14 protein-coding genes are annotated in these 12918 nt (G+C 34.5%); 10 read left to right on the top strand and 4 right to left on the bottom strand.

Features of this window, described 5'->3' with window-relative positions; all coding sequences use genetic code 11:
- Positions 1–10: 10 nt before the first annotated feature.
- The 4 genes from AAGV33_RS02245 to metG form a co-directional block, all read right to left on the bottom strand.
- Entirely contained in the window at positions 11–196 is a 186-nt protein-coding gene (locus AAGV33_RS02245; protein ID WP_373390289.1) for a hypothetical protein, read from the bottom strand.
- A gap of 80 nt (positions 197–276) precedes the next feature.
- Complete coding sequence (locus AAGV33_RS02240; RefSeq protein ID WP_373390288.1) at positions 277–795, bottom strand: ferritin; 519 nt, start codon at positions 793–795, stop codon at positions 277–279.
- Positions 796–938: 143 nt separating this feature from the next.
- A complete protein-coding gene (locus tag AAGV33_RS02235) occupies positions 939–1622 on the bottom strand; it encodes an HAD family hydrolase (protein WP_373390287.1) in 684 nt (227 codons plus the stop codon).
- 50 nt (positions 1623–1672) lie between these two features.
- Entirely contained in the window at positions 1673–3733 is a 2061-nt protein-coding gene (gene metG / locus AAGV33_RS02230; protein ID WP_373390286.1) for a methionine--tRNA ligase, read from the bottom strand.
- Between the two features lie 181 nt (positions 3734–3914).
- Between metG and AAGV33_RS02225 the strand changes: the two genes are divergently transcribed.
- The 10 genes from AAGV33_RS02225 to AAGV33_RS02180 all read left to right on the top strand — a co-directional run bounded on the left by AAGV33_RS02225 (position 3915) and on the right by AAGV33_RS02180 (position 12914).
- Positions 3915–4421 (top strand): GNAT family N-acetyltransferase, encoded by a 507-nt coding sequence (locus AAGV33_RS02225; protein WP_373390284.1) that lies wholly within the window; start codon positions 3915–3917, stop codon positions 4419–4421.
- Positions 4422–4473: 52 nt separating this feature from the next.
- The gene (locus AAGV33_RS02220; protein WP_373390283.1) at positions 4474–4644 is read left to right on the top strand and encodes a hypothetical protein; all 171 of its coding nucleotides are present in this window, start codon (positions 4474–4476) and stop codon (positions 4642–4644) included.
- A 62-nt stretch (positions 4645–4706) separates the two neighbouring features.
- On the top strand, positions 4707–5246 hold the full coding sequence (locus AAGV33_RS02215) for a DMP19 family protein (protein WP_373390282.1): 540 nt from the start codon (positions 4707–4709) through the stop codon (positions 5244–5246).
- Between the two features lie 319 nt (positions 5247–5565).
- Positions 5566–6837, top strand: coding sequence for a serine--tRNA ligase (gene serS, locus AAGV33_RS02210; protein WP_373390281.1), 1272 nt, complete (start codon positions 5566–5568; stop codon positions 6835–6837).
- Positions 6838–6958: 121 nt separating this feature from the next.
- Positions 6959–8737, top strand: a complete 1779-nt coding sequence (locus AAGV33_RS02205) for a tetratricopeptide repeat protein (RefSeq protein ID WP_373390280.1) — start codon at positions 6959–6961, stop codon at positions 8735–8737.
- A gap of 69 nt (positions 8738–8806) precedes the next feature.
- Positions 8807–9118 carry a DUF4286 family protein gene (locus tag AAGV33_RS02200; protein ID WP_373390279.1) on the top strand — a complete coding sequence of 104 codons (312 nt, stop codon included), beginning with the start codon at positions 8807–8809 and terminating at the stop codon, positions 9116–9118.
- A gap of 87 nt (positions 9119–9205) precedes the next feature.
- On the top strand, positions 9206–9985 hold the full coding sequence (gene rsmA, locus AAGV33_RS02195; protein ID WP_373390278.1) for a 16S rRNA (adenine(1518)-N(6)/adenine(1519)-N(6))-dimethyltransferase RsmA: 780 nt from the start codon (positions 9206–9208) through the stop codon (positions 9983–9985).
- Positions 9975–11327 carry a magnesium transporter gene (mgtE, locus tag AAGV33_RS02190; RefSeq protein WP_373390277.1) on the top strand — a complete coding sequence of 451 codons (1353 nt, stop codon included), beginning with the start codon at positions 9975–9977 and terminating at the stop codon, positions 11325–11327. Before rsmA ends, mgtE begins: the two co-directional genes overlap by 11 nt.
- A gap of 27 nt (positions 11328–11354) precedes the next feature.
- Complete coding sequence (gene proC, locus AAGV33_RS02185) at positions 11355–12134, top strand: pyrroline-5-carboxylate reductase (RefSeq protein ID WP_373390276.1); 780 nt, start codon at positions 11355–11357, stop codon at positions 12132–12134.
- Between the two features lie 183 nt (positions 12135–12317).
- Positions 12318–12914 carry a hypothetical protein gene (locus tag AAGV33_RS02180; protein ID WP_373390275.1) on the top strand — a complete coding sequence of 199 codons (597 nt, stop codon included), beginning with the start codon at positions 12318–12320 and terminating at the stop codon, positions 12912–12914.
- Positions 12915–12918 lie beyond the last annotated feature (4 nt).

Genomic DNA, 12918 nt, shown 5'->3' with positions numbered 1-12918 from the left:
ATATATAAGTTTAAGCTACTTTTTTAATCAAATCATACATTGGACAACGTTTGCAACGTTTGTTTTCTGACTTTTTGAATTTTTCACAACAAGAAGATTTACAGTTTTCCGCTTTTTTAATGACATTAAGAGCTTCTTTTTTCTTTTTGTCTTTCTTCTTCTTTTTCTTGTCTTTTTCCTTTTCTTTCTTGCTCACCTTTTCTATCAGTTTAAAACCGAGACAAATATAAAAGAAAAAATATTATTTTTATATATTCTAAATAAAATTTAACTTTTTTATTTTGGATTTATAGCAACAGAACTTGTAACTGTTAGTTGCTGAATATCGCGATCAAACAAATACAATCCACCCTTATCGTCACCAATCAGGTTAATTTTATCCAAAATTGTTTTTGCTGTAGCTTCTTCTTCAATTTGTTCAGCAACATACCATTGCAAGAAATTATGTGTAGCATAATCTTTTTCTTCAAAAGTAATATGAACCAATTCGTTAATAGAATCCGAAACAAAAATTTCGTGCTCATACAAAGCTTCAAACATTTCTTTAAAAGTAGTATAGCTTGTTTTAGGTGCTTTTAAATCGGTAATTTGTGCATGACCACCACGCTCGTTTACATACTTAACTAATTTAAGCATATGCGCACGCTCTTCATCAGATTGTGTGTACATAAATTGTGAGATTCCTTCCAATCCATTTACTTCAGCCCAACAAGCCATAGACAAATAAGTTTGAGAAGATTCTGCTTCGATGCGAATCTGCTTATTCAATGCAGTTTCTATATTTTTTGATAACATATTCGTGAGTTTTTTATTAAACGTGAGGTAAAGTTACTAAAAAGCGTGTAAAAATCTTTCACAAACTGAATTTGATTTCTATTCAATAATAGTTTTAATCTATTATATCTCTTCAAAACTTAAAAGGAATCGATACTTTCTAATTACAACAAAGGAATGACTTCGGTAATTTTTTCTAGTGAACTGAAGTTTTCATGTTCTACTTCATAATCAATATTTTCATGTGCCCAAGTAGTGTGAAATGGCACATGTGCAGCGTGTCCACCAATAGCTAAAACCGGCAAAACATCTGATTTTAGGGAATTACCAACCATAAAAAATTCCGAAGGTTGAATTTCTAAACGTTTAATCAAATCCAGATAATCCTGTTCTTTCTTATCTGACATTACTTCGATATGATGAAAATACCTTCCTAAACCCGAATTGTGTAGTTTGCGTCTTTGATCTAACAAATCACCTTTAGTAGCCACAACCAATTTGTATTTTCCATGTAAAGATTCCAAAGTTTCTTCCACTCCATCCAAAAGAACAATAGGTTTGTCTAACAATTCTTTACCATATTGGATAATTTTATCAACAACCTCAATTGGAATGGTCTTGTTTGAAATAGTCATTGCAGCTTCAATCATCGACAAAATATAAGCTTTAATACCGTAACCGTAAATTTTCAAATTGTAGATTTCGATTCTAAAAAGCTCCTGAGCAATTTCATCATGAGAAAGATAATCACTCATTAATTCACAGAACTTTTCTTCAGTTTCCAGAAAATACGTTTCATTTACAAACAGCGTATCATCAGCGTCGAAAGCAATTACTTTTAGGTTCATTTTATATTTATTTTGCCACGAATTTAAAATTTAAAATTCGTGGCTAATTTTTAATTTATAGTCTCTCCATTTCCAACACCATCGGCATCTGGATTTACGAAAACCAATTTCCCTTCGGCGTTATTAGTCATCAAAATCATTCCCTGACTTTCTACACCACGAAGGTTTCTTGGAGCCAAATTCACTAAAACAGTCACGCGTTTCCCGATGATATCTACTGGTTTAAAGCTTTCAGCAATTCCGGAAACAATCGTACGAACATCAATTCCCGTATCTACTTTTAAAATTAAAAGTTTGTTTGCTTTTGGCATTTTTTCGGCTTCTAAAATTGTTCCAACGCGCAAATCCATTTTGGCAAAATCCTCAAACTGAATCAAATCTTTTTGTGGTTCGGCTTTTTTGTTTTCAGCACTATTGGCAGTTTTAGTCGCTTCTAGTTTGTCTATTTGTTTCTGAATTTCTTCATCTTCAATTTTAGAAAAAAGCAATTCAGCTTGCCCGATTTGGTGATTTGCAGGAAGCAAATCTGAAGTTTCAGCAATTGCATTCCAGTTTAATTTATCCTCGATTTTTAAGATACGAGTTAATTTAGCAGCCGTAAAAGGTAAAAACGGTTCACACAAAACGCTCAAAGCAGCAGCAATTTGCAAAGCAACATACATTTGGGTTTTTACACGTTCTGAATCGGTTTTAACCATTTTCCAAGGTTCTTCGTCAGCCAAATATTTATTTCCTAAACGAGCCACATTCATCATTTCGCCTAAAGCTTCACGGAATCTATAACGTTCAACAGAACTCGAAATCACTGCTGGATAAGCTTTTAATTCTGTTAAAGTTGCTTCGTCTACTTCTGAAAATTCATTTGGAGCAGGAACAATACCTTCATAATATTTATTGGTCAAAACCACCACACGATTAATGAAATTTCCAAAAATCGCTACTAATTCATTATTATTTCTAGCCTGAAAATCTTTCCAGGTAAAATCGTTGTCTTTAGTTTCCGGAGCATTCGAAGTCAAAGCATATCGCAAAACATCCTGCTGGTTTGGAAATTCTTCCAAATATTCGTGCAACCAAACTGCCCAGTTTTTAGAAGTCGATAATTTATTTCCTTCCAAGTTCAGGAACTCATTAGCAGGAACATTATCAGGTAAAATATAACTTCCTTCAGCTTTTAACATCGCTGGAAAAATCACGCAATGGAAAACAATATTGTCTTTCCCAATAAAATGAACCAATTTGGTTTTTTCATCTTTCCAATACGGTTCCCAATCTTTTCCTTCTCTGGCAGCCCATTCTTTGGTAGATGAGATGTAACCAATTGGTGCATCAAACCAAACGTATAATTTCTTTCCTTCGGCACCTTCCACAGGAACATCAATTCCCCAATCTAAATCGCGAGTTACCGCACGAGGCTCTAATCCGCCATCAATCCAGGACTTTACTTGTCCGTAAACATTAGGTTTCCAGTCGTTTTTATGTCCTTCCAGAATCCATTCTCTCAAAAATGCATCGTATCTATCCAATGGCAAAAACCAGTGTTTTGTCGATTTCAAAATAGGAGTTTCTCCCGTAATAGTCGATTTTGGATTAATCAAATCAGTAGCATTCAATGTCGAACCACATTTTTCGCATTGGTCGCCATACGCTTCTTCGTTACCACATTTTGGACAAGTTCCAATTACGAAACGATCCGCCAAAAATTGATCTGCTTTAGCATCATACAATTGTTCGGTAACTTCTTCGATAAAATCACCTTTATCGTATAATTTTTTAAAGAATTCCGAAGCCGTTTCGTGGTGAATTTGAGCCGAAGTTCGAGAATAATTATCAAATGCAATTCCAAAATCAGAGAACGATTTACGGATAATTCCATCGTATTTATCAATAACTTCCTGAGGTGTAATGCCCTCTTTTTTAGCTTTCATCGAAATAGCAACTCCGTGTTCATCGCTTCCGCAAACAAACAAAACGTCTCTTCCTTGTAATCTTAAATATCTGGAATAGATGTCCGAAGGCACGTAAACACCCGCCAAATGCCCAATGTGAATTGGTCCGTTAGTATAAGGCAAAGCCGCCGTAATGGTATATCTTTCTGGATTCTGTAGCATAATTCAATTTTATAGAGCGCAAAAATAAGGAATCCAATTTTATTTGGAGCTATTTACCGCTCCCGAAACTTCGAGACATTGCAATCTTTCTATTTTTAACGAAAAAAGTAAAAGGATTTCCCAATCAAAAACTCCAATGCTAATAAGATTAATTTTTATATTTGAAACAAAGAAATTAAAGATGCATTATACCTTTAGAAAAGCCGAAATATCCGAAGCAGATTCAATTTGGAAACTGTTACAACAAGCCATTATTAGAAGAAAAAATGACGGAAGTAATCAATGGCAAGATGGCTATCCAAATCTAACTGTGGTAAAAAATGACATTGAAAAAGGATATGGTTTTATTTTAGTTGAAGGAGAAAAAATCATAGGATATGTTGCTGTGATGATTAATAACGAACCTGCCTATGAAACAATTGATGGAAAATGGCTGACAAATGATGATTTTGTTGTTATACACCGAGTAGCAATTGATGAAAATTATTTGGGCAAAGGTCTAGCCAAAAAAATCATGAATTATGTGGAAGATTTTGCGCTTCAAAACAACATTTACAGCATAAAAGCCGACACTAATTTTGACAATTTTGCGATGATGAAAATTTTTAAAAACCTGAACTATACCTTATGTGGCGAAGTACTTCTTAGAGGAGCGCCAAGAAAAGCTTACGAAAAAGTGCTTAAATAAACCTGAAATCTCTTTTCCCTATCTTTGCAAACAGATTTAAAGAAAATAAATCATGGCAAAAGGACCTGAAAAAAACACCAAAAACAAGGCTTTACATACCAAATTGTTGAATCGAAAAAAAGCAAAACTGCAAGAAGAGAAAGCAGCAAAAGCCTTGCGTTTGAAAGCTTTGGTTGCCAAAATGAATCAGCAAAAAAACAGCAACGAAACTAATGGAGATTAAAAACATTTCCATGCTAACTTATTTTGCCCGAAATTTGCAAACTACTCCTTAAAAAATTCAAAATGGAATTCGGTAAAATCATTATCTCAGAAAACGCAGCCAAAAGCGAAAACCCACAAGACATTATCAATTCGAATATTTCGGTAATCAATTTAATGCGTGAGGAAAAAATTGACGACGATTTGATTCACGAAGATGCCTTGATGAGTTATTATTTAGATTATTATGTGGCGCAACATACTGAAGGTAATTTTGCTCAATTTGTTTACAAATCCGGTTGGAACAAAGAGTTGAATGAATTAATTGAAGAAGGTTTGCAGTTAATTGGCGCCGAAAAACACTTAGAATTATTCCAGCAACAAGCTAAAAAAGTTCGTTTAATGAGTAGTGTTAAGCTCAACAAATTTTTGCAAGGAAAATTAGAAGGCGTTAATCCAACCAGAGATTTATTGAACAATGATACTTTTTTTGAACTGGAAGAAAATTTGGTTCAACTTAATGCCACTTTCTTAAAATCCCATCCTGACACCGAAGTACTTTCTGTAGACGAAATGTTTGCTGCTTTAGAGGAGTTTGTGGGTCATGAGATTAAGAGAACTTAGTTATAACGCAGAGATTCTCAAAGAAAAAACACAAAGGCTCACAAAGAATATTTAAATAAAACTTTGCGAGTCTCAGCGAAAACTTTGCGTGACTTTGCGAAATAGTTTTTTTAATTCCGTAGAGATTCTCAAAGAAAAAACAACAAAGGCTCACAGAGAATTTTTAAATTAAACTTTGCTAGTCTCAGCGAAAACTTTGCGTGACTTTGTGAAATAACTTTTCACAAAACATTTCCTCAAAACTTTGTCTCATAAGTCTCAAACATTTCCTTAAATTTGCTACCGTTATTAGAAATTTTATAGTTATAAAAATCAAACTATGTTACAAATTGCATTTATTAGAGAGAATCAGGAAAAAGTGATCAAAGCTTTGGCAAAAAGAAATATGGATGCCAAAAGTGTTGTGGAAGAAGTGGTACAACTTGATGAGCGTCGTCGTGCTACGCAGGTAGAATTAGACAACATCTTAGCCGAATCTAATAAATTGTCCAAAGACATTGGCGAAATGATGAAAGCAGGCGAAAAAGCCAAAGCAGCCATTTTAAAAGAAAAAACAGTTAGCAACAAAGAAAAAAGTAAGAAACTAGCCGAAACTGCCGATGCAATTGCTGCCGAACTTACTGAAAAACTATACACTTTACCTAATCTTCCTGCCGATATTGTTCCAGAAGGAAAGACACCAGAGGAAAATTTAAACGTTTTTGAAGCTGGCGAAGTTCCCGTTTTGCACGAAGGAGCACAACCACACTGGGAATTGGTAAAAAAATACGACATCATTGATTTCGAATTAGGAAATAAAATTACAGGAGCTGGATTTCCAGTTTACAAAGGAAAAGGAGCGCGTTTACAACGTGCTTTAATCAATTATTTCTTAGACAAAAATACCGCTGCTGGTTACAATGAAGTTCAGGTACCTCATTTTGTAAACGAAGCTTCGGCTTACGGAACAGGACAATTGCCAGACAAAGAAGGTCAAATGTACCACGATGCTACGGATAATTTATATTTGATTCCAACGGCTGAGGTTCCGGTAACCAACTTGTTTAGAGATGTATTATTGACAGAAAACGAATTTCCAATTCTAACAACTGCTTACACACCATGTTTCCGTCGTGAGGCAGGTTCTTATGGAGCACATGTTCGTGGATTAAACCGTTTGCACCAATTTGACAAAGTGGAAATTGTACGCATCGAACATCCTGAAAAATCATACGAAGCTCTGGACGGAATGGTAGAACACGTAAAAGAAATTCTAAACGAATTGAAATTACCATACCGAATTTTACGTCTTTGTGGTGGCGATATGGGTTTTGCTTCCGCTTTGACTTATGATTTTGAAGTTTATTCTACGGCACAAGAACGTTGGTTAGAAATCTCTTCTGTTTCTAATTTTGAAACTTTTCAGGCAAATCGTTTAAAATTACGTTACAAAGACAAAGACGGTAAAAACCAATTGGCACACACCTTAAACGGAAGTTCATTGGCTTTGCCTAGAGTTTTAGCTGGAATTCTTGAGAATTACCAAACTCCGGAAGGAATTGTAATTCCTGAAGTTTTACGTCCGTACTGCGGATTTGATATTATAAACTAACTTTCGTTTGTTTTCATTTACCACAAATTCGCAAATTATTTTTATAAGTTTAATAAAATAAAATTTGCGAATTTGCGGTTAAATAATTTTGAACTAATTGTGTTTAGCAAAAAAATGAATAATGAAAAAACTATTTCTACATATCGCCTTGTTTTTTTCATTAATTTGTTTCTCTCAAAACGAACAATTAGCACAGTATTATTACGACAAAGGCGATTTTGAAAAAGCCAAAATCAGTTATGAGGAATTGTTAGAAAACGTTCCTCAAAACATGCAATATTTTCTTCGAACCATAGATTGTTGTCAGCAATTACAGCAGTTTGATGTTGCCGAAAAAGCCATCCTAAATCGGTTAACAAAATACAATCAGGGAAATCTTTTAGTCGAATTAGGTTATAATTATCAATTGCAAAAAAACGATGCAAAAGCTAAAAGTTATTATGACCAAGCTATAGAACGCATTCGTAAAAATCCAAATGAAGTCTATGGAATTTCTAGTTCTTTTGAACGAAAAGTACAATTAGAATATGCCTTAAAAGCCTATCAAACCGCTACCGAAATCCAGCCCAATTATAATTTTAATTACCAACAAGGTTTGCTTTACGGACAATTGGGTAATTATGAAATGATGATTAATACTTTCCTGGACGAAGCTTTTGATAGCCCTCAAAGTTCGGTTATGATTCAGAATCAATTGTCACGTTTTATGACTGATGAAGCGGATGTGAGTTTCAGCAATGCTTTGCGAAAAGCTTTAATTCTAAAAGTTCAAAAAAATCAAGATTTGTTTTGGAATCAGTATTTGAGTTGGTTTTATGTCCAACAAAAAGAATTTTCGAAAGCCTTTATTCAGGAAAAAGCCATTTACAAACGCAATCCCGAATCGCTTTCTACCATTTTAAATTTGGCAAACTTAGCCATTGAAGAAGACGATCAGGAAGTAGCAACGGAAATTCTGGCTTTTGTAATTGAAAACACCAAAGATTTAGGATTATTAGTTCAGGCACATTCCTATTTGATAGAACTAAAAATCAAAAAAGCTACCGAAAAAGATTTCGCAACCATCAATTCCGAAATTGAGACTTTACTGAAAGAATATGAAATCAGTCCTTTTACCTTATCTTTGCAGCTGATTCAGGCACATTTTGTGGCTTTTAATCTGAAAAAACCAGAACAAGGCAAGGCAATTGTAAAAAAAGCTTTGGACTTGCGACTGAATAATTACGAAGTGGCTCAAGCCAAAATGGAACTGGCAGATATTTTACTTTTCGAAGAAAAATTCAATCAGGCGTTGTTGTATTATTCGCAAATTGAAATGGATCTAAAAAATGATGTCGTGGCTCATGAAGCGAGTTTGAAAGCAGCCAAAACGAGTTATTTTAAAGGCGATTTTCCTTGGGCATTAAAACAATTTAAGGAGATGAAATCGGCAAACACGCAGTTGATTGCTAACGATGCCTTAGAATATTTTTTATTGATTAATGACAATACCGTAGCCGATTCGACACAAACCGCTTTGAAGGCTTTTGCAAAAGGAGATTATTTATTGTATCAAAATAGAGATCAGGAAGCCATTACCCAATTTCAACTGGTTTTAGAAACATTTAAAGGACAGGAAATTGAAGCTGTAACGCAATTGCGACTGGGGAAAACCTATGAAAAAATTGGCGAATACAATTTGGCTTTAAGCCAATACCAATCAATAATGGAACAACACAGCGATGGAATTTACATTGATGAAGCGCTGTTTTTTTCGGCAGAAATCTACAGCAAAAAATTAAACGAAGCTGAAAAAGCCAAGCCGCTGTATGAGAAGATTATTTTCAAGCATCAAGACAGTATTTATTTTGTCGAAGCCCGCAAGAAATTTAGGGAGTTAAGGGGAGATAAAAATTTATAAAAAAGTTTAATCGGTTAACCGTTGATTCGTTTAACCGATTAAACCGTTAACCGATTAAACAAAATAAGAATGATAATATACAACGTTACCACTAACATACACGAAAGCGTTCACGACCAATGGATAATCTGGATGCAACACAAACACATTCCTGAAATGATTGCTACAGGGAAATTTATTTCGGCTCGGTTAGTTCGTGTTTTGGTAGAAGAAGAAATGGGAGGCGTAACTTACTCCACACAATACACTACCGATAGTAAAGCTACTTTAGAAAAATACTATCGTGAAGATGCACCAGCATTACAAGCAGAAGGACAAAAGCTTTTTGGCGAAAAAATGCTCACTTTTAAAACGGAACTACAAGTGATTTCGGAACACTAGTTTTTTTTAAAACTTTGTGTATTCCTGCCTTCGTGGCAAAATAAACTTAAAAACATACGAGATTGCTTCGTGCCTCGCAACAACAACATGGATAAAGTAAAAGCCAAAAAACACCTCGGACAGCATTTCTTAAAAGACGAAAGTATTGCTAAAGCCATTGCCGATACCTTAAGCTTAGAAGGATATGAGGATATATTAGAAATAGGACCAGGAATGGGGGTTTTGACCAAGTATATGTTGGACAAACCTACCACCACTTATGTAATTGAAATCGATACCGAATCGGTGACTTATTTGGAAGCCAATTATCCAAAATTGCATGGTAAAATTATTTCTCAGGATTTTTTGAAATACAATATCAATGAAGTTTTTGAAAACAAGCAATTTGCTATAATTGGGAATTTTCCATACAATATTTCGACCCAAATTGTTTTTAGAGTATTAGAATTGAGAGATCAAATTCCGGAATTCTCTGGTATGTTTCAAAAAGAAGTAGCCGAGCGTATTTGCGAGAAAAAAGGAAGTAAGGCTTACGGAATTCTATCTGTTCTGGCTCAGGCATTCTACGATACCGAATATTTGTTTACCGTAGATGAGCATGTTTTTAATCCGCCACCAAAGGTGAAATCAGGCGTAATGCGCATGCGAAGAAAAGAAGATTATAGTTTGCCTTGTAGTGTAAAACTATTCTTTACGGTAGTAAAAACGGCTTTTCAGCAACGACGCAAAACTTTACGTAACAGTTTAAAAACATTGAATTTATCCGATAAGTTAAGAGAAGATACTATCTTTGACCTTCGTCCAGAGCAACTGGATGTAACACAATTTATTGAACTTACTCAAAAAATAGAAGCCGATGGAGTTTAAAATCAGCAAGGAATTTATACATGAAGTAAAGAAACTTATTCAGGAAAAAAACGACCATAAACTGGAAGTGATTCTGAATGACATCCACCATGCTGATATTGCCGAAATTCTGGACGAACTTGATTTTGACGATGCAACCTATATCTTTAAAGTTTTAGACAGTGATAAAACAGCAGAAATTCTTCTGGAATTAGAAGATGATTTGCGTGAAAATATATTGAGTAGGCTTTCGCCAAAAGAAATCGCAGAGGAATTAGATGAACTTGAAACTAATGATGCTGCCGATATTATTGCCGAGCTTTCACAAGAGATTAAAGCAGAAGTAATCTCGGAACTACAAGACGTTGAGCACGCCAAGGATATTGTCGACTTGCTTCGTTATAAAGAAGATACGGCAGGTGGAATCATGCACAAGGAATTAGTAAAAGTCAATGAAAATTGGAACGTACTAACCTGTGTGAAAGAAATGCGTATTCAAGCCGAGAATATCTCTCGAGTACATTCCATTTATGTGGTCGATGATGAAGACCGGTTAAAAGGACGTTTGTCATTAAAAGATCTATTGACGACTTCTACAAAAACGGCTATTAGTGATGTTTACATTCGAAAACTGAATTATGTAAATGTTGATGCCGAAGATGTTGAAGTAGCTCGTATCATGCAAAAATACGATTTAGAGGCTATTCCTGTAGTAGATGAGCTGGGGCGCTTAGTGGGAAGAATTACTATTGACGACATCGTAGACGTAATCAAGGACGAAGCCGATCAGGATTACCAGTTGGCTGCGGGTATCTCTCAAGATGTTGAGGCCGATGACAGCATTATGGAATTGACTAAAGCACGTTTGCCTTGGTTAGTTTTAGCGTTATTAGGTGGTTTTATAACAGTAAGAGTGTTGGGATTGTTTGAAGGCGCGATGTTAGAACATGGCAATCTTTTCTTTTTCACACCACTAATTGCTGCGATGGCAGGAAATGTTGGCGTACAATCTTCGGCAATTATTGTACAGGGTTTGGCGAATGATACTTTGAGTGGATCCTTATTCAACCGATTGATAAAAGAAGTTTCGTTGAGTTTATTAAATGGGGTTATTCTAGCCACTATTTTATTTATTGGAAGTCATTTTTTACTCAATGTTGAGGTTGTCATTGGTCTTATTGTTACTGTTGCACTTATATCAGTAATTGTAATCGCATCATTAATTGGAACATTTATTCCGTTATTATTAGATAAATTTGGAATTGACCCCGCACTGGCAACCGGACCATTTATCACTACAAGTAATGACATTTGCGGAATCTTAATTTATTTTTCGATTGCCAAAATGATATTAGGTTTTTAATAATTAGAAGATAATAAATAAAAGAATATGAATATACATATCATTGGAGGAGGAAATTTAGGAGCTGCTATTGCATTAGGAATGGCTAAATTTTCAACTGAACACCAAGTTACAGTAACAAGAAGAAACACATCAAGCATTTTATATTTAGAAAAATTAGGTGTTAGCGTTTCTTCAGACAATAAACACAACATACAACAGGCTGATATTATTATTTTAACGATTAAACCGTATCAGGTAGATACTGTTTTGGCTGAAATTCTTCCTGTTATTTCAAATAAAATAATTGCTTCCGGAGTAAGCGGATTATCAATTGAAGCGCTTCAGAGTAAAATTGGCGAAGACCACCAAGCCATTCGAATTATGCCTAACATTGCGGCACAATACGGAGCTTCGGCAACTTGTATTTCTTTCAGTGAAAAACATACAGAGCAAGGGCAAAAATTAGTAACTCTTTTTAAAGATTTAGGAACAGCTCCAGTAATTGATGAAAAATTAATGGATGCTGCTACAGTTTTAGCAGCAAGCGGAACTGCTTTTGCTTTGCGTTATATTAGAGCCTCTATGCAAGCTGGAATTGAAATAGGATTTGACTGGAAAACGGCATTAGCTATCTCTGCCCAAACGGTAAAAGGAGCTGCTGAAATGGTTATGGAAGAACAAATTCACCCAGAACAATTAATCGACAGAGTAACTACGCCTCAAGGTTGTACAATTGCAGGACTGAGCGAAATGGAATCTCACGGATTTAGTTCGTCATTAATTCGCGGAATTAAAGCGGCGGTTAAAAAAATTAAAGGAATTTAAATTCCTGTCTTTAAAAACACAAAAAGGGCTTCTCGAATTTCGAGAAGTCTTTTTTTTTATAAATAACCATAAATTTAGTTGTCGGATAAAATTTAAAAATAAGTTTAGCCCAAACAAATGATTTGTAATATATTTTTTATATTTGATTTTTAATTTTAAAAAAATCAATACCGAATTTGAAAAATGAAAAAAATCATAATACTACTTATTTTAGGATTTAATTTAAAAGCAAGTGCTCAAGAAACCAGTGTTGAAAAATCTTTTTTTAGTATTCAAACTGGTATTGGATCAGGAATTGGAATATGGATAACCAATGAAAGCAAATTAACTAATAGCATTGTTTTAAGAAGTGAGATAGGCTTAGAAAATGATTTTACTGTTGGTGATCATTATAGCAATACAGGTTTTATACTTCAACCCGTTTTGACTATAGAGCCTAGATATTATTACAATTTAGCAAAAAGAAACTCCAAAGGAAAAAATACGGCTAACAATAGTGGCAATTATCTTTCTGTTAGAACAAACTATCATCCCGACTGGTTTGTCATTAATTTAGAGGATAATATTACCAAAACAGCAGATCTGTCCATTATTCCAACTTGGGGTATTAAACGTCAAATAGGAAATCATTTTACTTATGAAACTGCTTTAGGATTTGGTTATAGAGTAGTCTATTTAAAAGATAATTATACTACAGCTAATGTTCAAAATGTGGATGATGCCCAAAAAAGGAATCAATACACTCCCTATTTGCGTTTAGGATTTGGATATACCTTTTAAGGAA

Source organism: Flavobacterium magnesitis (genome assembly GCF_041729735.1).
GTDB lineage: Bacteria > Bacteroidota > Bacteroidia > Flavobacteriales > Flavobacteriaceae > Flavobacterium > Flavobacterium magnesitis.
Note: the sequence above shows the minus strand (reverse complement) of the source record. Positions and strands in the feature narration are given on the sequence as shown.